Below are 19,113 nucleotides of genomic sequence, written 5' to 3'. Positions count from 1 at the left end.
ATAAGTGAAAAATATGGGCTTTATAATTTTTAATAACAGGCTTTTTTAAAGGTTTTAAAAATTCAATACTATTTTTTTTAATTTATAAAATTTATCTAAATGTAAATTTAAAATAAAATTTAAGCAAAATTTAGGCATAATTATACTTTTGGAATGGGGCATTAGCTCAGCTGGGAGAGCACAACGCTGGCAGCGTTGGGGTCAGCGGTTCGAACCCGCTATGCTCCACCATTTTATATTGCTTATATATTATCATAGGGCTTTTTTAATAGAATTTCAAAGATTAGGTTTTAAAAATTTAGTAGCTTTTATAAAAAAGCTGCAAGTTATTGCAGCTTTTTTATACATAGCCTTGGTCTATCATCGCATCAGCTACCTTTCTAAAGCCTGCGATATTTGAACCTAGCACTAAATTTCCTTTGTCGTTAAATTCAACAGAGGTATCATAACTTTCATTAAAGATATTTATCATAATTTTATGAAGTTTATTGTCTACTTCTTCAAAGGTCCAAGATTGCATACTGGCATTTTGAGACATTTCAAGTCCACTAGTAGCAACGCCACCTGCGTTTGCAGCCTTAGCAGGACCAAATAAAAAGTCTTTTTTAGCCAACATAAAATCAATGGCTTCAAGTGTACTTGGCATATTTGCACCCTCACAAACTAAGCGACAGCCATTGTTATAAAGGGTTTTAATGTCTTCAAGGTTAAGTTCATTTTGTGTAGCACTAGGAAAGGCTGCATCACAAGGTATGGACCAAACGCCATTAGTACCACTTTTATACTTGCTAATTGAGGTAAATTCAACGCCTTTTTTTGCATTAGCATAAGCACTAAGTTCTAGTCTTTTAACTTCTTTAATCTCTTTTAATAAAGCTACATCAATGCCATCTTTATCATAAACAAAGCCTGTAGAATCACTCACCGTAATAGGCAAAGCCCCAAATTGATAAAGTTTTTCAGCTGTATAAATGGCTACATTTCCAGCCCCACTAACTGAGCATTTTTTACCTTCTAAGCTTGAATTTGCTTTTTTTAGCATTTCATTAGCAAAATAAACTGAACCATAACCAGTGGCTTCAGTTCTTGCTAGGCTACCACCCCAGCTTAAACCTTTACCTGTTAATGCCCCATCAAAGCGATGAGTTAATTTTTTATATTGACCAAACATATAGCCTATTTCTCGCCCTCCAACGCCTATATCACCGGCTGGAACATCTTTTACATCACCTATCATTTTAAATAATTCATTCATAAAGGCTTGACAAAATCTCATAATCTCGCCATCGCTCTTACCCTTAGGGTCAAAATTTGCCCCTCCTTTTCCACCACCAATATTAACACCAGTAAGTGAGTTTTTAAAGATTTGTTCAAAGCCTAAAAATTTGATAATATCAAGGCATACTGATGGGTGAAATCTTAATCCTCCCTTGTATGGTCCAAGGGCTGAGTTAAATTCTACCCTGTAACCAAAGTGCGTACAAGGTTCGTTTTTATCATTCATGTAAGTAACTCTAAAAATATTTGTTCTTTCAGGCATTACGATACGTTCTATGATTCTGTGTTTTAAATATTTTTCCTGTGCTTCTAATAGGGGCTCTAAGCTATGTAAAACCTCTGTTGCAGCTTGTAAAAAGGTATTTTGACCAGGACTACTTTGTTTAATGCGTTCAAGCGTGTAGTTAATGTATTCTTTAACATTCATTTTAAACCTCCGAAAATAATTTGATTTAAATTATATTAAAATTTTTTTTAAAGCTTTATTTAATTTTGAGATTTTTTAAAAATTTTAAGCAAATGCTAGTATAATACCTTAAAATGCGAAAAGGGGGTATAAAATGCTTTATATTTATATTAAAACTCAAGATGCTCTTGTAAAAAGGATAGAATTTAAGCCAGAAGGAAGTTTGCCACCTGATATTTTATGGATCGATTTACTTCACCCTAGTACAGATGAGATTATTTATATTTCATCTAAATTTAAATTGAAATTTCCAAATAAAGAAGAAAGAGAAGAGATTGAACAAAGTTCTAAGTATTGGGAAGATAATATAAATATCACCATTAATGCAAATTTTTTGGTTAGGGATTTTAGCTCAGATGAAGATAATTTTAGATTAAAAAGCGAGGTTATTACCTTTGCAACTGCTAAAAAGGTACTTTTTACCATTAGATATAATGAATTTAGCACCTTTGAAGAAATTCAAGCAAGGATTCTTGCAAGTCCTAAGAATTTTGAAGATGGTTATGATATTATCGATAAAATGTTTGAGGTACGCGTTGAAAAGGATGCGGATTTGCTTGAGTGGATAGATAAAGAGGCAAGACGTCTTAGGGCAAATGTTTTAAAGAAAAAAGATGAGTATAGTTATGATGAAATGCTAAAAGATATCTCTTCTTTGCAAGAATTAAATATGAGAATAAGGGATTCTTTATTTGATAAAAGACGGGCTATGACCTCCTTGCTTAAAAGTGACAAGATAGACAAGGATATTAAGCAAAATTTAACTATAGTTTTAAAGGACTTAAATTCCTTGGTTGAATTTGGTATTTCTCAGTTAAATGTGCTAGATAACATACAAACTATTTTAGCAAATCAGATTAATATAGAACAAAATAAGACTATAAAATTATTCACGGTTGCCACTGTGGCTATGATGCCACCTACCTTAATAGGCACGGTTTATGGAATGAACTTTGAATTTATGCCTGAACTTGATATGCCTTATGCTTATCCTATAGTGCTTAGCATAATGATAATATCTATTATAGCACCTGTGATATTTTTCAAAAAGAAAGGTTGGTTGTAATGGATATTATAAATATAGGAATTCTTACCCTGAGCGATAGGGCTAGTAGTGGACTTTATGAAGATAAGGCTACACCTGTTATAGAAATGCTTTTAAAATCTTATATAAAAAATGATATTGTTTTTCATAAAATTTTAATTGCTGATGAGTATAAAAAAATCATTAAAACATTAAAATTTTTAAGCGATAAAAAGCATTGTGATTTGATTATCACAAGTGGTGGTACAGGACCTGCATTAAGGGATGTAACGCCAGAAGCTACAAAGGCTGTTTGTAAGAAAATTTTGCCAGGTTTTGGCGAACTTATGAGAAAGGAAAGTTTAAAATATGTTCCAACTGCTATTTTGTCACGTCAAGTAGCTGGAATTCGTAAAAAAAGCCTTATTTTAAATTTGCCCGGTAATCCAAAGGCTATAAAGGAGTGTTTAGAACCTGTCTTTCCTGCGATTGCTTACTGCATAGATTTAATTGGTGGGGCTTTTATACAGGCAAATGAAGAAGTGATTAAGGTTTTTAGGCCTAAAAAATAGTTTATAAATTTTGCTTAAAAGCACTCAGTAATTTTTCGTATAATTTATCAAAATCAACCCCACAAACTCTAGTTTTTGCTATTGTGGTAATGAAATTTGTATCGCCATTATATCTTGGTACTAAGTGATAATGACAATGTGGGGCTATTCCTGCCCCTGCCATATTGCCTAAATTCATACCTATATTTACGCCCTTTGCCTTTATGCTATCTTTTAAAATTTTAACGCCTATTCTTACAAAAAAGCTCATTTCTTGCCAGGTTTTTTCATCTAAATTTTCTATATTTTCTTCGTGTTTATAAGGAATTATCATAAAATGACCTGGTGAGTAAGGATATTTATTCATAACGCCAAAACAAAACTTAGCACGAAATAAAATACCAAATTCATGGTCTTTTTCTTCGTTTTCAACGCATTTACAAAAAGGACAACCTTCTTCTTTCTTTGTAAAATAAATCTCTCTCCAAGGTGCGTATAAGTGTTGCATTTATTTTCCTATAAATTCTTTTAATGCAAGTCCTTCATCTTTTTGTCTCATAAAATATTCACCAACTAAAAAGGCATCAACCCCACATTTTTGAAGGTGTTTAATAAAGTTTTTATCATTACTTAGTCCACTTTCTGCTACTATTATCTTAGAATTTGGAATATGTGGAATTAATTTATCGCACAAATCAAGATGCATTGAAAAATCATTTAAATCTCTATGATTAATGCCTATTATATCAGCACCTGCAAAAATAGCCTTTGTTAAGTCATTTAAATCATGAATTTCAACTAAGACCTCTAAGCCTAAGTGTCTTGCAAATTCAAGCAGTTTTTTAAGTTCTTTTTTACTAAGCATTTTTGCTATTAAAAGTGCAAAATCAGCCCCATAGACTAGGGCTTGTAAAAGTTGATACTCATCAAAGATAAAGTCTTTTCTAAGTAGTGGAATTTTTGTGTACCTTCTAATCATGCTTAAATATTCAAGCTCACCCTTAAAAAAGAAAGGTTCAGTTAAAACAGAAATTGCACTAGCATTGTTTTTTTCATAGTTTAAGGCTATGTTTAATGGTTCAAAATCTTCTCTTATTATGCCCTTGCTAGGACTTGCTTTTTTTACTTCTGCTATAACTCTTATCTCTTCACCTTGCCTTTTTAAAGCACTCTTAACATCTTTTGGAAAAAAAGGATTTGACGCAAGGGACCTACCCAGCATATCATAAGGCAATTCTTTTTTTTGTTTTTCTAAGGCCTGTTTAGTTGTTTCAAAAATTTCGTCTAAAATCATTTCATACAAGCCTTAATTGCCCTAATGTGTGCTTTACTTTCATTAGAGTTTTTAAATTCAAGGTCTTTAAAGGTTTGACTTATAATCTCGTAAGCCTTATTGCAATCTCCAAGTTTATAATATCCCCAAGCTAAGGAATCAATATAATATAAATTCCCCGGGTCCTTTTGAAGTGCTAATTCAACTAATTTCATGCCCTTTTCAATCTCTAAATCATTATCTATTAGCAAATAACCATAATAATTTAAATATAAATCATCGCTATTTTCATTAATCATTTTTTCAAATTTTTCTATCACGGGTTTAATAGTGTTTTTATTAACTTGTTTTTTAAGGCTTAATTCTTCAAATTCAAACATGGCGGCTTGTAAAATAAACTCATCATCCTTTTTTTCTTCGTAAAGTTGTAAACAAAGTTCCTTTGCTTTGTCATAAAATTTTAAGGATTGATACAAATATAATTTAATTTCATCGTTTAAATCATATTTTAAAGCTAAATCAAGGGCCTCTTTTTTTTCTTCTTTAAAATCAAACATTCTAACCAAGCTTAAAATAAAGTCTTGATTTGAAGTAATATCATAAAGTTCTATGTAAAGTTCTTTTAAGGCTCTTAAATTTTGTTCTTCGCTGTAAATTTTGCCTAAGATTAAGCAAGTTTTTATGGTACAACCATTGCTTTGTCTAAAATTTTCAAGCATAATTTTTGCATTGTTTTTATCATTTAATAGGGCATAAACACTCACTATTTTTAACAATAAATCCTCATTTACATTCCCTGCGTAAGCTAAACGATAATAAATTAAGGCCTCTTTTAATTTATTTTTTCTTATTAAAACATCTGCGTAAAGTTCGAAATTTCTAGGGTCATTATCCTTTTTAGCAAGTAGTTCAAGGCATAATTTTTGAGCGTAATCAAGATTTAGAGTTTGTAAGGCGTAAAGTACGCTTAATCTTTTTAAATTATCACTTCTATATAAATTTTGCTTAACTAAATTTTCTAACTCATCTGTTTTATCTAAATTATGTGAAAGGGTGATTAAATAGGCATTTTCTAAAAAGATTGTGCTATTGTAATCATTAAAAAGTTCTAAAAATTTAGTTCTAGCTTCTTTTGATTTTCCTACTTTTTCATAGTTAAAAGCTTGCATAATGCGTTTATTTATGCTAGTTTCATTGCTTTCATATTCTTTATAAACAACTATGTTTTTAGTGGTACAAGCACCTAAAAATAGGGCGACAATTAAGATAAAAAACAAATTCCTATACATTCTTTTTTTACTTCCTCAATATGTGTTTTATAATATTCCCAAAAGGGAAAACTTTTGCACTGGCTGGGTCTTAGTGCGTAAATTGAACAACAAAGCCTTTTTGTATCAAAGAAAATACAAGCAAAGCCGTTTTTAAATTCAACCTCTTTAAAACTAAGTCTAAAACCAACTTTTTTTAAAAATTTATCTTTAAATTCGTCTTTTTCTAGACTCAAATGCTTTCTTATAAGTTCTAATTCTTCTTTACTTGCAAATATATTTCCACTCTCTCCCGTGCAGCATTTGCCACCACATTTTTTACAAGCATTTTCATTAAAACTATAAGGAAAATTTTTTTCAAAAATCATAGCTTAAAATCTTAAACTTTAAGCAAATTTCTTTCATTTTCTTGCTTAAATTTTTATTTTTAAAAATATAAAAGGGTTCTAAAATTTCACAAGGGCTTTTAACACCCTTTCTAGCTTGTATTAACACAAATTTAGCAGCTTGTTTTGGTTTAGAATGAACGCATTGTAATTTTGTAAGCTTAAATTTTTTATCTTCTAAAAGAAAACAAATTTTATCAATTGCTAGGGCCTCGTAGCAAAAATATAAAATCCCTCTAGGTTTTAATAAAGAGTTGGCCTTGCTTATTAAGGTAGATAGTGGCAAAAATTGAGCAGTTTTGCTTATATTTTTATGATTATTTTCACTTTGTAAGACACCTTGTCTGTAAAATGGAGGATTGCAAATTATAATATCAAATTTTTTATCACTTTCAAAGTCCTTAAAATCACAGCAAAAAAGCCTTGCGTTAATATTATTTTCTTTTAAATTTTTTTCTATAAGTTTTATATTTTCAGCTTGAATTTCAAGTAGGTTTAAATTTAAATTTTTACACTCATTTTTAAGAAGTATGCCTATAATTCCACAGCCACACCCCACATCTAAAAGTTCGTTTTTAATCCCAAGTTTTAGGGCAAAATTTGTTAATATTAAAGAAATGCTATTGTATCTATAAGCATCTTTAAATTGTGCAAATTTTAGTGTTTTTTTCAAGACTCATTCTCGTTTTTTAATTGTTGTGGTGAAAATTTAGAACAAAAAGCAAACAAGCTTTCTTTTTGCAAATTTGTAAAATATATAGTTAAAAGTACTTTTTTTTCGTTAAATTCCTTTTCAAATTCGATTTTTTTATCTTTTAAAAAATATTCCATTTTGCTTAAAAGACCTATATCAAGGCAAAGTTGAAGTTTTTCTTTAAATTCAAAGTCTAATAATTTTGCATTTGCTATGGCTAAGTTTGTAGCATCTGAGTACGCCCTTACAAGCCCACCAACGCCAAGCTTTATGCCACCAAAATAACGAACCACTATAACCCCACATTCTACTAAATTTATGCCCCTTAACGCGTTTAAGCAAGGCATAGCCGAACTTCCCTTTGGTTCTTTATCATCGTTTTTATTTTCTATTAATTGCTTATTTTCGTTAAATTTTCTATATGCCCATACAAAATGAAGAGCCTTTGGGTGTTCATTTTTAAGCCTTTCAAGCATATTTTTAAAGTCCTTAAAAGGACATAAAAAGGCTAAAAATATAGATTTTTTAATTTCTAATCTGCTGGTAAAACACTCATTTATGATTTTCATTTACAATTATTTTCACACAAGGTAATAAAGGCATTTTTGCAATTATTTACATTAATGCTATCAAGTCCTTTATTTTCATAAAGTGTTCTTAAAATTTTATTGCGTTCATCTTTATGAAGTAAGTCTTTATGTAGTTCTTTATCAGCCTTTTTAAAGCACCATTTTACCTTAGTTAAGGCCTCTTCTTTATTTGAGTAAGTTTTTAGCTTATCATCGTGCAAGGTATCGTTTTGACAGGCAAACAAAAGGTAAGAAAATAAGCATAAAACAAGACATAAAAACAACTTTTTCATTTTTTCTCCTTAAATTTTAAAAATCACTCACTCAAAAATTCAGTTTGTGTAAAACTGCCTTCATAATTATCAAAGTTATCAATTGCTTCTACAAAATGAGAATTTTCTTTTCTAAATGTAGCCTTTATCATACCTATTGGTCCATTGCGATTTTTTCCTATTATAATCTCAGCTTCTTCTTGGATTTGATTTATTTTAAGTTGGTCTAATTCCTTTTTTAATTTATTCATTACTTCTATTTTGTTATTTGTAGCCTTTAATTTTTCCCTTAAATCATTTTCCCTATAAACACAATCTCTATAAACAAATAAAATAGTATCTGCATCTTGTTCTATAGCCCCACTTTCCCTTAAATCACTAAGCATAGGACGTTTATTTGAACGACTTTCTAAGGAGCGGTTTAGTTGAGAAAGTGCTATTATAGGAATATCAAGTTCCCTTGCTAAAAGCTTTAAACTGCGAGAAATTTCAGCCACCTGTAAGTGCCTATCGCTAAAATTTGAATTACTCATCATAAGCCCTATATAATCAATCACGCAAAGTCCTAAATTTTTATATTGATTTTTAAGTTTTCTAGTAATAGCCCTAACATCATTAACCGTTACATAACCACTATCATAAATAAAAAAACTGCATTTTTCATACTCATTACAAGCATCTTGAATTTGCATGTATTCTTCATCATTTAAATCACCAGCTAAAATTTTTTGCAAGGCAAGAGAGGTTTTAGCAGCCAACATTCTTTGTAAAATTTGCAAAGCAGGCATTTCTAAGGAAAAAAACACCACGCCCTTATCTTGCTTTAAAACACTATCGATAAAATTTAAACAAAGCGTGGTTTTACCCATTGAAGGTCTTGCAGCTATGATAATTAATTCTCCACCCTTAAAGCCCTTTGTCATGGAATTTAATTTAGAAAAACCTGTATTAAGCCCTATAATATCTTTGTCTTTATTTTCTTTTTGTCTTTTAAATTCTTCTAATAACTCCCCAACTACTATAGAAACATTCTTAATATCCTTTGCATGGGCAGAATTTGTAATCTCAAAAAGCTTTTGTGCAAACTCATCGGCTATATCATTTACATTGCGATTTTCATTTATCTTGCTTGGCAAAAGGTGTGCTAATGCTAAGAGTTGCTTTTTTATAGATTTTTCTTTAAGTTCTTTAGCATAAAATGCTATATCATCAATTGCGGTTATGTTTTTAATCTTGAAAAGTTCTTCTTCATCAATCTTTGCATGTTTTTTTAAAAAGGTATCTTCTAATGGCTCGCCAGCATTAATACAAGCACCAATAGCCTCAAAAATGATTTTATTAGCTTGCAAGCTAAAATCATTTGAATTTATCTCATCACAAATTGTAGAATATACATACTCGCCACCATTTATACATGAGCTTAAAATAGTTCGTTCTAGTGTTAAATCGCTGTGTTCCATTTATACTCTTTAAAAATTTTGTGAATTGTAATTGTATCTAAAAAAACTTAAAGTTGTTAATAAATGTTAATAAAAAGTAAGTAAGATTACACGAAATTTTTTAAAGGATAAAATGTGAAAAAAATATTTTTTATTTTTAGTTTATTTGCTTTTTTAAGTGTTGCTTATGCTAAGGTAGAGGATGGGTTTAACGCAAATTTAAGTGCAGGGGTTGGTTTGCGTGATATAAAAAGCAATATTTCTCCACTTGCAAATAGTGATTATTTAAATTCTTATAGTAGCGATAATGATGATTTATCCTTTACTGGCTTTGTAGGCATTGAACTTAGTTATGGTGGCTTATTTGGCAATGATATGATTTATTTAAAAAATCACAATGGCAGAAATTTTAGTGGTCTAGCACTTGGTTATGAAATGGGTCAAAATCAATTTTCAACTAGTATTGATTTTGTAACTTCCCTTAGAGAGAGTGCTTATGCAAATCCTTATTTAATAGGCAATAGAGAAGAAATTGATGTTAAAAAATATGGGGTTAAATTTACTCAAAATTATTATAGTGATATTGGTGATTTTTCGGGTTCTTATTTGTTTTCTATACAAGATTATGAAAAAGATAGTGTTCCTTATAGTTCTTTAAAAAGGGAAGGTTATTATCATGGCTTTGAACTTGCTTACAAAAATAAGCTTTTTAATGTAGGTGTTCATTATGATTATAACGATGCTGATGGCAAGGCTTCAAGTTATACAAGATATGGCTTTAACGCTGGTATAAACTTAGCCATACAAGAATATATTTTAAGTCCAAATTTTGCTTATGCTATACAAGATGCAAGTGGAACAGACCCAGTTTTTGCAGCAAAACAAGATGCAAACATTTATAAAATAGGCGTTAGGGTGCTTAAAAATAGATTATTAAATTATGATAAATTATATGGTTTTGTAAATTATGGTATAGAAAAACGCAATAACGATATAAATTTTTATGATGAAACCTTTCAAATTTTCCTTGTAGGACTTGGTTATAAATTTTAATTTTTTAACACAGCACTTATCCTTTGAATTTTATCAAATTTGCTAAGGGATAATCTTACAATGCTATTATTTAGGGCTAATAAAGAATGCGTGATATTTGGGGCTAGGCTTATTAAATCTAGTTCCTTTAAAATCATTGTTTCATTATTTAAGGTAAATTTAATCTCTCCTTTTAAGACTTGAATTCTTACTGCAAAGGGTGCTTTATGTTCTTTCATAAATGCGTTTTTTCCAAAGATTATTTGAATTTCTTTGCCAAATTCATCATCTACTAAGCAATTAATATTAACTTTATTTTCTATAAATTCAGCTTTCAAAAAGGGTACTATCATCTTTTATCCTTTATAAAATTTGAAAAATTATATAAAAAAAATTTTTTATAAATTTTAACCTTTGTTAAATTAATTTAGCAAAATATCTAAAAAAAACGAAAAAATTTTTATTAAAGTTTACTAATTTTTTAATTTTTTTTGATAAAATAGCGATTTTAAGCTTAAATTTATGTTTTATCCAAAAGGATTTATAGTTATGAGTAAAAGAATTTTAATAGTTGATGATAATAAAATGCTTAGCAAACTTTTAGCAAAAAAAATTGAGTTTACCTTTAAATATGAAGTGGATATTGCCTTTGATTATGCCCAAACTGCCGAGTTAATCGCACAGAATAATTATTTTTTAAGCTTTGTTGATTTATGTCTGCCTGATGCCTTAAATGGTGAAACTATTGATTTTCTTATAGGAAAAAATATACCAGTTGTCGTTTTAACTGCAAATAATGATAAAAAATCTAGGGATGAATTTATGGAAAATAAGGAAATTTTAGACTATATTTTTAAAGAAGATGATGATTGTATAGAACAAATTTTAAATTCCATTAAAAGATTAAAGCATTGTGATAAAACAAAAATTATAGTAGCAATGCCAAAACTAAATGAACGCAATCAAATCAAAAAATATCTTTCAAGAAAGCTTTTTAATGTCTTACTTGCAGCCCATGGCGAAGAAGCCTTAAGTTATTTACAGGATAATGATGATGTTAAAATGGTGATTTGTGATGTTAATATGCCTGTGATTAATGGTATAAATTTCTTAAAAGAAGTTAGAAAGCAGTATGATAAAAACAATATTTCAGTTGTGATTTTAGGCGAAAAAGATGATAGCTTGGAAGCTCAGACTATTAAGGAAAAGGCAAATGATTTTATAATAAAGCCCTTTAATAAAGACTTGTTTTATCGCCGTTTAGATAGGGTTATGGATCATGCTGAGAATACAAATTTTTTAAGGGTTTATAAGGATATTGACCATATTTCAGGACTTAAAAATTATAATAGCTTGGTTGCTGATATAAGTGATTATTTAAGCAACATTTCAAAACATGATGAAAATTTCGCCTTTGCCTTTTTAAATATAGATGAATTATCTGTTATAAATGATGAATATGGCTACAATATAGGCGATGATGTGGTTAAAATTTGTGCAAATGAGATTAAAAATGAAACTAAGGGATGCGATATAATAGGTCGTTATGATAAGGAAAGATTTTGCATAGTTTTAAAGAATTTAACAGAAGAAAAGGCTATAAAAATATTCTTAAAAATACTTGCAAATATTAGAAAAAAAGGCATTTTGATAAATTTGGATGAAATTTATTTTACAGCTAGTATAGGTTATGTTTTTGCAAATTCAAGTACTGGTTTAAAAGAACTTACAACAAAGGCAAATGAGGCCTTGATTAGTGCTAAAACAAATGGTAAGGATAGAGTAGAAGTATGTTCTTAAATTTAGAGTTTAATAATAATGAAAAAATAATCGACACGCATTGTCATTTAGATAGTGAAAGCTTTTATGATGATTTAGATGAAATGCTTTTTCATGCTTTTAATAATGGCATAGAAAAAATTATAATTCCTGGTGCTGATATTAAGGACTTAGCAAGGGCTAGGGAATTAGCTATGAAATATAAGCAAATTTATTACGCAGCAGGTGTTCATCCTTACGAAGTTGATGGCTTTGATGAAGAAATTTTAAGAGAGCATTTAAGTAATGAAAAATGCGTAGCTGTTGGGGAATGTGGGCTTGATTATTATCGTTTAAAAGCTGGTGATGAGTTAGAAAAAAATTTACAAAAAAAGATTTTTAAAGCCCAGCTAGAATTAGCTTGTGAATTTGAAAAACCTGTGATTATACATTGTAGGGAGGCAAATGAGGATATTTATGGAATGTTAATTGCTTATGTGTCTAGGTTAAAGGGTGGAGTGTTACATTGTTTTAATGCAAGTAAGCATTTATTGCAGTTAGCAAATAATGGTTTTTATTTTGGAATAGGCGGGGTTTTAACTTTTAAAAATGCTAAAAATTTATTGGAAATTTTGCCCTTAATTCCAAGGGATAAATTATTAATCGAAACAGATGCACCTTATCTTAGCCCAGAACCTTTTCGTGGTAAGAGAAATGAACCTATTTTAACGCATTTTGTAGCACAAAAAATGAGTGAAATTTTAAAACTTTCAAAAGAGGAAGTTTTAAAACTTTGCTTTGCAAATTCAAATAATTTATTTTTTAAAGGCTATGTATGAAAAAATTAATATGTGCATTATTACTTAGCGTAAGCTGTGCTTTTTCACAAATTTACGCCCCAGAACATTATGAAAATCAATTAAATGTGTTAAGAAATTTAGATATACACCCTAGTTTTATAAGTGATGTTATCTTTGTCGAGGCCAGGACTGATATAGAGTCAAAACATTCTAAAACCTTGATTAATTCTGTGCAAAATTTCACAAAATTAACCCCTATGATAAGAAAAATTTTAGCATCAGAAGAAGTACCTGAAGAAATTTTATATCTAGCTATGGTAGAATCAGGACTTAAATCAAAAAGCGTTTCTCGTGCTAAGGCCGTTGGGGTATGGCAATTTATGCAACCAACTGCTAAAATGTTAGGACTTAGAATAGATTCTTATGTTGATGAAAGAAGGGATTTAGTAAAGTCAACCCATGCAGCTGCACAATATTTAAAAGATTTAAAAACTGAATTTGGAAAATGGTATTTAGCAATTTTAGCTTATAATTGTGGCAGTGGTAAGCTAAGAAAGGCTATAGCACAGGCTGGTACGGATGAGCTTAAAGTATTAATCGACCCTGATAAAAAATATTTAGCCTTAGAAACTAGAAATTACATAAGAAAAATTTTAACCCTTGCTTTCTTGTCACAAGATAGGGAATTTTTACTTGATAAAGATGAATCAGTTATGAACTATGCTGTTTATAATGAATTTATTAAGGTTGATATACCTTCATCAGTAGCCTTAAAAGATATTGCAAAAAGTGCAAAATTGGACCTAGATACGCTTAAAAAATATAATCCTCAATTTAAACATAGCTTTACACCCCCTGGAAATGGTTATTATATGTATATTCCACTTGATAAGGTGGCAAATTTTAATAAATATTTTGAAGGAGAGAGTTTAAGTAAGGTTGATACAAGATTACCAGTGCCTACAAGGGTAACTAAAAATAAAATTTATATAGTAAAATCAGGCGATACCCTTTCAAGCATATCTAAAAAATATGGCGTTAAGGTTAAGGATATTCAAAATTTAAATAATTTAAAAGGAACTAAATTAAGCCTTAAGCAAAAATTGATTTTACCAACAAAGGAAAGTAAAAATGCAAATTATCAAAAATCAAAAAATACCTATTCTCAAGTTTTCAATCGCTAGTTTAAGCTTAGTTTTTTTTACAGCTTGTTCTGATTTATTTACTAATTCATCAAGTGTTGATGTTTATTATGCAGGAACAAGTAATGATTTTAAAAGTAGTCCAAGTAGTTCAGGTACTAGTGGGACAATGAAACCTTATACTATAAATGGAAAAACTTATTATCCTACTGCTGTTGCTGTTGGTGAAACAGCTGATGGGATTGCTTCTTGGTATGGTCCTGGTTTTCATGGTAAAAAGACAAGCAATGGCGAAACATATGATCAAAACGGCTTAACAGCAGCTCATAAAACTCTGCCTATGAATACGGTGGTTAAGGTTACAAATTTAAATAACAACAAACAAACAACGGTTAGAATCAATGATAGAGGTCCCTTTGTAACAAATCGTATTATAGATTTATCAAAGGGTGCTGCTAGTCAAATTGATATGATTAGTGCAGGAACTGCCCCTGTTAGACTTGAAGTTGTAGGTTTTGGAAGTACTACTTCTACAAGTTCTAGTACTAGTTCTTCAAGTGGCAACATAGTAAATAATGGCACTATTTACGAGGGTGGAAATTTCATGGTTCAAATCGGAGCATTTAGAAATTTAGAAGGGGCTAAAAGCATAGCTGCAAAATACAAAACCTATAGAACTTATACCTCTACCATAAGGACAAGTTCAGTTGATGGCTTAAATCGTGTCTTTTTAACAGGCTTTAGGAGTATAGAAGAGGCTAGAGATTTTGCTTTAAGTGGTGCATTTAGTGGGGCCTTTGTAGTTAGGGATTAAAAGCGATGATAGAACTTATTTTTTTAGATATTGATGGTTGCTTAACTGATGGAAAGATTATTTATACGCAAGATTCAAAAGAGATAAAAGAATTTGATGTTAAGGATGGAGCTGCAATAGAAGCTTGGTTAAAGCTTGGTAAAAAAATAGTTATTATCACGGGAAGGACCAGTCCTTGCGTTAGCCAAAGGGCTAGCGATTTAAAAATAGACCTTGTTTATCAAGGAATTAAAGATAAATTAAGTTGTGCTAAAAATATTTTAGAAAGCTTGAATTTAAATTTTTCTCAAAGTGCAGCAATAGGGGATTATTTAAATGATTCAAAATTGCTTGAAAATGTTGGACTTAGTTTTAAGCCAAAGGATGGGCATAAAAAATTAAAGGTTGATATTAAGCTTAGTAAAAAAGGTGGTCGTGGGGCTGTTTCTTCTATGATTGAGTATATCGTTAAAAAAAATGGAATGCAAAAAGAATGGGATAAGCTTTGGCTATAAGAATTTTTTCAATTTTAATCGCCCTTTTTACTATAAGTTTTACTATAATCAGCTTACAAGACCCTTATTCTTTGAATATTCAAAATTACAATCTTGATTATAAGCAAATACAAGCTTATAATATAAATGCTTATGAGTTAAATTCTAGTAATACAAAATCATATTACAAAGCAAATTCTTGGACTAGATATAAAGAAAAAGATGAATTTAAGGATTTTTACACAAGGCATTTAGATTTTAATATAAGTGCCAATAGTTTAGAAATTTTAAATGATAATAGCAATAAAATCATATTTAAAGACAAGGTAACTTATATAGGGGATGATAAAAAAATAACAAGCGATGAAGTAATTTATGAACAAGATAAAAGATTTATTACTTCAAATTCGGGCTTTAAGGCATATATCGGTAAAAATATCATTAATGGAAATGTGCTAAAGTATGATTTAAATAATAAAATTTTAGAAGTTCAAGGGGCAAAGGCGTGGTTAAACAACTAGTTTTACTTATATTTTTTAGCATTTTTGCCTTTGGTGATCAAATTGAAATTCAAGCAGATAATTTTTACGCCGATGAAAACACGGGAAAAAGTACACTTAGTGGCAATGTTACCATAAAGCAAGGAAGCGATATATTAAGTTCTGATAAGGTTATAATCTATATGGATAAAAACCGAAAACCTCTTCGATATGAGGCTATTAATAATGCTAAATTTAGTCTTAATTTAAAGGGTAAGCTTTATAATGGAAGTGGGGATAAATTTGTTTATAATGTAAATCAGGATACCTATGAGATTAATGGAAATGCCTTTATACACGAAATTAACACAGATAAAAAGCTTTATGGAGAAAAGATTGTAGTTGATAGAAAAAATAATGTTTATAGAGTTCAAAGCAAGGATAAAAAGCCGGCACGTTTAGTTTTTGATGTGGAGCAACAATGATTGTGGGGGCAAAATTTATTACTTCTTTTGAAAAATTTTATGAAAATTTTAATTCTAATATAAGCGAGATAGCCTTTTTAGGTCGTTCAAATGTAGGAAAAAGTTCTTTAATAAATGCCCTTTGTAAACAAAAAAATTTAGCAAAATCTTCTTCAACTCCTGGAAAAACAAGGCTTATTAATATTTTTGAAGTAAGGTGTAAAAAAGATGAGGATAGCTTTAATATAAATTTTATTGATTTACCTGGCTTTGGTTATGCTAGGGTTAGTAAAAGTATGAGAGAAAATTGGGATAAAAATTTGGATTTATTTTTGAAAAAAAGAAGTTCTATAAAACTTTTTGTCCATTTAATCGATTCAAGGCATACAAATTTAGAACTTGACTTAGATATACAAAATTACTTAAATTCTTTATTAAAGCCAGACCAAACACTCTTAAAAATTTTTACAAAATGCGATAAATTAAATCAAAGTCAAAAAAGCAAACTTAAACAAAATTTTAAAGATGCTTACCTTGTTTCAAATCAGGGTCAAAATTTAGACAATATTGAAAATTTATTAATTAATAAGGCTTTGGGATTATGAGAAAAACTCAAGTTTATGATAGCGTTAATTTAAATTTTGGCTATATAATCGCCGGGCTTTTTTTAATATTTTATGAGATAATAAGTTCTGTTTTTGCGTATTTTCCTATACTTTATGGGGTGTTTTTTTGCTATATGTTTAAGCTTTTAGAAGAAAGAGAATACAATGTCTCAAGCCTTGATTTTCGCTGGTATTTTTCTTTATTTTTCCTTGCATTTTGTGACATAACACATAGTTTTTTTATCTTTTCATCTTGGTTAGCCTTTTTGATATTTTATATAGCTTGTGCAGAATGGGTGCAAACAAATTTAAAGGTAGGTAAACTAACTGCTCCCATACTTGTACTTATAAGTTACGCACTTATATTTTTAATTGATTATATTTTTTCTTATGTTATAGACCAACATTTTAAAATATTAAGCTATGAAACACCTATAACAATACTTATAGAAGCCTTGATTGCTTTTATATTTTTTAAGGATAAATTTTGAAAGTTCGAATAGTTATAGTCTTTGTATTGATTTTTTTTATTTTTTTATTAAGTAGAGTTTATTATTTAAGCATTAAATCAAATATTTATTATGAAGAACTTGCAAAGCAAAATGCTATTAAGACAAAATTTCTAGCCCCAGCCCGTGGTCAAATCATAGATAGAAACGGCACTCACTTAGCCATTAATGATTTAAGTTTTAGTATATCAATAAAGCCTTATTTGCATATAAGAAAGAAAAATCGTCCTATCTTAGAAAGAGAAATTAATAACATAGTCCATTTTTTCCCTGATTTAAATGCAAGTACTCTAATGAGAAATTATGTGGCTGGTGATTCTTATTATAATCAAGAATTTATAAAGGTTGTTGACTTAGTAACCTATGATGCGATAACTCCTCATTTTTCAAATTTAAGCTTAAATGATAATATAAAAATTGAGCCAATTATTACTCGCAAATATCCATTTAATAGCCTAGCATCTCATATTATAGGTTATGTTGGCAAGTCAAATTTGCAAGATATAAGCGAAAATGAGATTGCAAAACTAGCAAATTATACGGGCAAAAGTGGGATTGAACGTTATTATAATACCATTTTGCAAGGTACAAAGGGAATTCAAACCTATAAGGTTAATGCCTTAAATAAGATTGTTGAAGAAGTAACTTATAATATACCTGAAAGTGATAATATACACTTAACTATTGATTTTGAGCTACAAAAATACTTAAGTGAGTTATTTAATGAAAATGCCGGTGCTGTTGTTGTAATGGACGTTAAGAATGGAGAAATTTTAGCAGCAGGGTCCTTTCCTGAGTATGATTTAAATCCCTTTGTTACAGGAATTTCGACTAAAGATTGGAATGAACTTACTAATAACTTAGACCACCCTTTTTCAAATAAGTTAATAAATGGACTTTATCCTCCGGGTTCAGTTGTAAAAATGGGTGTTGCCTTGTCTTTTTTAAATACAAATTCTATTAATCGTTTTACCTCTTTTTATTGTTCGGGTGGGGTAGAACTTGGAGACCGAGTTTTTCGTTGCTGGAATAGAACAGGACATGGTAGGGTTGATTTAAAACATGGAATTCAACATAGTTGCGATGTGTATTTTTATGAAGGAAGTATTAGAGCAGGTATTACTCAAATAAGTTCTACACTTGGTAGAATTGGCTTTGGAGTTAAAACAGGTATAGATTTACCTAATGAATTTGTAGGGACCGTTCCTAGTAGGGAGTGGAAACAACAAAAATTTAAACAACCTTGGGTGCAAGGCGATACATTAAATACTAGCATAGGGCAAGGTAATTTTTTGGTAACCCCTATGCAAATAGCAAGATATACAGCCCAGATTGCAAGTGGTAAAGAGGTGATTCCTCATTTAAATAAAGAATTAAAATATGATAAAAAAGATGTTTATACCCTTGTTGAACAATCAAATTTGCCTTATATTAGAGAGGCAATGTATGCAGTAGCAAACGAACCAGGTGGCACGGCCTTTCGTTATTTAAATAATCTACCCGTAAAAATTGCTGCAAAAACAGGTACTGCACAAGTTGTAGGCTTTTCTCAAAAGGATAAAAATAGGGTTATTGAGTCAATGCTTGAATATTACACCCGTTCTCATAGTTGGCTTACAGCTTATGCCCCTTATGATAATCCAAAATACAGCATAACGGTTCTTGTAGAACATGGAGGGCGTACTATTACTTCTGGCGTAGCAATGGCAAGTATTGTTAGAAAAATGAATGAAATGGGATATTTTAAATAAATGTAACAAAAAATACAAAATATTTACAAATTTATAAGCAAAATTACGCAAAATAAAGAATTCAAG

23 protein-coding genes and 1 tRNA gene are annotated in these 19,113 nt (G+C 29.8%); 14 read left to right on the top strand and 10 right to left on the bottom strand.

Annotation, left to right across the window (positions count from 1 at the left end; genetic code table 11):
- Window positions 1-155: 155 nt before the first annotated feature.
- Window positions 156-231 (top strand) — tRNA-Ala (locus FMM56_RS02995).
- A 109-nt stretch (window positions 232-340) separates the two neighbouring features.
- Here the strand turns inward: FMM56_RS02995 and gdhA are convergent.
- Window positions 341-1,705, bottom strand: a complete 1,365-nt coding sequence (gene gdhA / locus FMM56_RS02990; RefSeq protein ID WP_150141309.1) for an NADP-specific glutamate dehydrogenase — start codon at window positions 1,703-1,705, stop codon at window positions 341-343.
- A 133-nt stretch (window positions 1,706-1,838) separates the two neighbouring features.
- On the opposite strand from gdhA, the gene corA reads away from it, so the two are divergent.
- Together corA and mog are read left to right on the top strand one after the other, a co-directional pair.
- Entirely contained in the window at window positions 1,839-2,810 is a 972-nt protein-coding gene (gene corA, locus FMM56_RS02985) for a magnesium/cobalt transporter CorA (RefSeq protein ID WP_150141307.1), read from the top strand.
- Window positions 2,810-3,340: a molybdopterin adenylyltransferase gene (gene mog / locus FMM56_RS02980; RefSeq protein ID WP_150207754.1), complete on the top strand. Its 531-nt coding sequence runs from the start codon at window positions 2,810-2,812 to the stop codon at window positions 3,338-3,340. The genes corA and mog overlap by 1 nt, the downstream gene beginning before the upstream one ends.
- Before the next feature lies 1 nt (window position 3,341).
- Here mog and FMM56_RS02975 read toward each other — a convergent pair whose 3' ends face one another.
- From FMM56_RS02975 to FMM56_RS02940, 8 genes are read right to left on the bottom strand one after another with little or no spacing between them, the layout of a single operon-like run.
- Window positions 3,342-3,827, bottom strand: coding sequence for an HIT family protein (locus tag FMM56_RS02975; RefSeq protein ID WP_150141303.1), 486 nt, complete (start codon window positions 3,825-3,827; stop codon window positions 3,342-3,344).
- Window positions 3,828-4,613 carry an indole-3-glycerol phosphate synthase TrpC gene (gene trpC / locus FMM56_RS02970; RefSeq protein ID WP_150207752.1) on the bottom strand — a complete coding sequence of 262 codons (786 nt, stop codon included), beginning with the start codon at window positions 4,611-4,613 and terminating at the stop codon, window positions 3,828-3,830.
- Window positions 4,610-5,881 (bottom strand): tetratricopeptide repeat protein, encoded by a 1,272-nt coding sequence (locus tag FMM56_RS02965; RefSeq protein WP_150141300.1) that lies wholly within the window; start codon window positions 5,879-5,881, stop codon window positions 4,610-4,612. Before FMM56_RS02965 ends, trpC begins: the two co-directional genes overlap by 4 nt.
- Window positions 5,854-6,228, bottom strand: a complete 375-nt coding sequence (locus FMM56_RS02960) for a YkgJ family cysteine cluster protein (RefSeq protein WP_150141298.1) — start codon at window positions 6,226-6,228, stop codon at window positions 5,854-5,856. Before FMM56_RS02960 ends, FMM56_RS02965 begins: the two co-directional genes overlap by 28 nt.
- Entirely contained in the window at window positions 6,218-6,919 is a 702-nt protein-coding gene (locus FMM56_RS02955) for a tRNA1(Val) (adenine(37)-N6)-methyltransferase (protein ID WP_150141296.1), read from the bottom strand. The genes FMM56_RS02960 and FMM56_RS02955 overlap by 11 nt, the downstream gene beginning before the upstream one ends.
- Window positions 6,916-7,509, bottom strand: a complete 594-nt coding sequence (locus tag FMM56_RS02950; protein ID WP_150141294.1) for an IMPACT family protein — start codon at window positions 7,507-7,509, stop codon at window positions 6,916-6,918. The genes FMM56_RS02955 and FMM56_RS02950 overlap by 4 nt, the downstream gene beginning before the upstream one ends.
- On the bottom strand, window positions 7,506-7,802 hold the full coding sequence (locus FMM56_RS02945; protein ID WP_150141292.1) for a hypothetical protein: 297 nt from the start codon (window positions 7,800-7,802) through the stop codon (window positions 7,506-7,508). Before FMM56_RS02945 ends, FMM56_RS02950 begins: the two co-directional genes overlap by 4 nt.
- 23 nt (window positions 7,803-7,825) lie before the next feature.
- Window positions 7,826-9,241 (bottom strand): replicative DNA helicase, encoded by a 1,416-nt coding sequence (locus FMM56_RS02940; RefSeq protein WP_150141290.1) that lies wholly within the window; start codon window positions 9,239-9,241, stop codon window positions 7,826-7,828.
- 114 nt (window positions 9,242-9,355) lie between these two features.
- Here FMM56_RS02940 and FMM56_RS02935 point away from each other — a divergent pair, with 114 nt between their 5' ends.
- Window positions 9,356-10,273, top strand: coding sequence for a DUF2860 family protein (locus tag FMM56_RS02935; RefSeq protein ID WP_150141288.1), 918 nt, complete (start codon window positions 9,356-9,358; stop codon window positions 10,271-10,273).
- Here FMM56_RS02935 and FMM56_RS02930 read toward each other — a convergent pair.
- The gene (locus tag FMM56_RS02930) at window positions 10,270-10,605 is read right to left on the bottom strand and encodes an AraC family ligand binding domain-containing protein (protein ID WP_150141286.1); all 336 of its coding nucleotides are present in this window, start codon (window positions 10,603-10,605) and stop codon (window positions 10,270-10,272) included. The two genes, FMM56_RS02935 and FMM56_RS02930, sit on opposite strands and share 4 nt — an antisense overlap.
- Window positions 10,606-10,801: 196 nt before the next feature.
- Here FMM56_RS02930 and FMM56_RS02925 point away from each other — a divergent pair, with 196 nt between their 5' ends.
- From FMM56_RS02925 to mrdA, 10 genes are read left to right on the top strand one after another with little or no spacing between them, the layout of a single operon-like run.
- Window positions 10,802-12,052, top strand: a complete 1,251-nt coding sequence (locus tag FMM56_RS02925) for a response regulator (protein ID WP_150141284.1) — start codon at window positions 10,802-10,804, stop codon at window positions 12,050-12,052.
- Complete coding sequence (locus tag FMM56_RS02920) at window positions 12,043-12,849, top strand: TatD family hydrolase (RefSeq protein ID WP_150141282.1); 807 nt, start codon at window positions 12,043-12,045, stop codon at window positions 12,847-12,849. Before FMM56_RS02925 ends, FMM56_RS02920 begins: the two co-directional genes overlap by 10 nt.
- Window positions 12,846-13,994, top strand: coding sequence for a lytic transglycosylase domain-containing protein (locus FMM56_RS02915; RefSeq protein ID WP_150141280.1), 1,149 nt, complete (start codon window positions 12,846-12,848; stop codon window positions 13,992-13,994). Before FMM56_RS02920 ends, FMM56_RS02915 begins: the two co-directional genes overlap by 4 nt.
- Window positions 13,942-14,766 carry a septal ring lytic transglycosylase RlpA family protein gene (locus tag FMM56_RS02910; protein WP_150141278.1) on the top strand — a complete coding sequence of 275 codons (825 nt, stop codon included), beginning with the start codon at window positions 13,942-13,944 and terminating at the stop codon, window positions 14,764-14,766. Before FMM56_RS02915 ends, FMM56_RS02910 begins: the two co-directional genes overlap by 53 nt.
- 5 nt (window positions 14,767-14,771) lie before the next feature.
- Window positions 14,772-15,260 (top strand): HAD-IIIA family hydrolase, encoded by a 489-nt coding sequence (locus FMM56_RS02905; protein ID WP_150141276.1) that lies wholly within the window; start codon window positions 14,772-14,774, stop codon window positions 15,258-15,260.
- A complete protein-coding gene (locus FMM56_RS02900) occupies window positions 15,251-15,760 on the top strand; it encodes an LptA/OstA family protein (RefSeq protein WP_150141274.1) in 510 nt (169 codons plus the stop codon). The genes FMM56_RS02905 and FMM56_RS02900 overlap by 10 nt, the downstream gene beginning before the upstream one ends.
- A complete protein-coding gene (gene lptA / locus FMM56_RS02895) occupies window positions 15,745-16,203 on the top strand; it encodes a lipopolysaccharide transport periplasmic protein LptA (protein ID WP_150207750.1) in 459 nt (152 codons plus the stop codon). Before FMM56_RS02900 ends, lptA begins: the two co-directional genes overlap by 16 nt.
- A complete protein-coding gene (gene yihA / locus FMM56_RS02890) occupies window positions 16,200-16,787 on the top strand; it encodes a ribosome biogenesis GTP-binding protein YihA/YsxC (protein WP_150141270.1) in 588 nt (195 codons plus the stop codon). The genes lptA and yihA overlap by 4 nt, the downstream gene beginning before the upstream one ends.
- A complete protein-coding gene (locus FMM56_RS02885) occupies window positions 16,784-17,278 on the top strand; it encodes a hypothetical protein (RefSeq protein WP_150207747.1) in 495 nt (164 codons plus the stop codon). The genes yihA and FMM56_RS02885 overlap by 4 nt, the downstream gene beginning before the upstream one ends.
- The gene (gene mrdA, locus FMM56_RS02880; protein WP_150207745.1) at window positions 17,275-19,047 is read left to right on the top strand and encodes a penicillin-binding protein 2; all 1,773 of its coding nucleotides are present in this window, start codon (window positions 17,275-17,277) and stop codon (window positions 19,045-19,047) included. Before FMM56_RS02885 ends, mrdA begins: the two co-directional genes overlap by 4 nt.
- Window positions 19,048-19,113: the final 66 nt, after the last annotated feature.

It is taken from the genome of Campylobacter sp. LR264d (assembly GCF_008633895.1).
Lineage (GTDB): Bacteria > Campylobacterota > Campylobacteria > Campylobacterales > Campylobacteraceae > Campylobacter_D.
The sequence above is the reverse complement of the archived record's forward strand: the minus strand, read 5'-3'. Positions and strand labels throughout refer to the sequence as shown.

Coding starts and splice junctions, on each gene's coding strand:
- gdhA (WP_150141309.1), bottom strand. CDS start 1,705: ATGAATGTTAAAGAATACATTAACTACACGCTTGAACGCATTAAACAA.
- corA (WP_150141307.1), top strand. CDS start 1,839: ATGCTTTATATTTATATTAAAACTCAAGATGCTCTTGTAAAAAGGATA.
- mog (WP_150207754.1), top strand. CDS start 2,810: ATGGATATTATAAATATAGGAATTCTTACCCTGAGCGATAGGGCTAGT.
- FMM56_RS02975 (WP_150141303.1), bottom strand. CDS start 3,827: ATGCAACACTTATACGCACCTTGGAGAGAGATTTATTTTACAAAGAAA.
- trpC (WP_150207752.1), bottom strand. CDS start 4,613: ATGATTTTAGACGAAATTTTTGAAACAACTAAACAGGCCTTAGAAAAA.
- FMM56_RS02965 (WP_150141300.1), bottom strand. CDS start 5,881: ATGTATAGGAATTTGTTTTTTATCTTAATTGTCGCCCTATTTTTAGGT.
- FMM56_RS02960 (WP_150141298.1), bottom strand. CDS start 6,228: ATGATTTTTGAAAAAAATTTTCCTTATAGTTTTAATGAAAATGCTTGT.
- FMM56_RS02950 (WP_150141294.1), bottom strand. CDS start 7,509: ATGAAAATCATAAATGAGTGTTTTACCAGCAGATTAGAAATTAAAAAA.
- FMM56_RS02945 (WP_150141292.1), bottom strand. CDS start 7,802: ATGAAAAAGTTGTTTTTATGTCTTGTTTTATGCTTATTTTCTTACCTT.
- FMM56_RS02940 (WP_150141290.1), bottom strand. CDS start 9,241: ATGGAACACAGCGATTTAACACTAGAACGAACTATTTTAAGCTCATGT.
- FMM56_RS02930 (WP_150141286.1), bottom strand. CDS start 10,605: ATGATAGTACCCTTTTTGAAAGCTGAATTTATAGAAAATAAAGTTAAT.
- FMM56_RS02925 (WP_150141284.1), top strand. CDS start 10,802: ATGAGTAAAAGAATTTTAATAGTTGATGATAATAAAATGCTTAGCAAA.
- FMM56_RS02920 (WP_150141282.1), top strand. CDS start 12,043: ATGTTCTTAAATTTAGAGTTTAATAATAATGAAAAAATAATCGACACG.
- FMM56_RS02915 (WP_150141280.1), top strand. CDS start 12,846: ATGAAAAAATTAATATGTGCATTATTACTTAGCGTAAGCTGTGCTTTT.
- FMM56_RS02910 (WP_150141278.1), top strand. CDS start 13,942: ATGCAAATTATCAAAAATCAAAAAATACCTATTCTCAAGTTTTCAATC.
- FMM56_RS02905 (WP_150141276.1), top strand. CDS start 14,772: ATGATAGAACTTATTTTTTTAGATATTGATGGTTGCTTAACTGATGGA.
- yihA (WP_150141270.1), top strand. CDS start 16,200: ATGATTGTGGGGGCAAAATTTATTACTTCTTTTGAAAAATTTTATGAA.
- FMM56_RS02885 (WP_150207747.1), top strand. CDS start 16,784: ATGAGAAAAACTCAAGTTTATGATAGCGTTAATTTAAATTTTGGCTAT.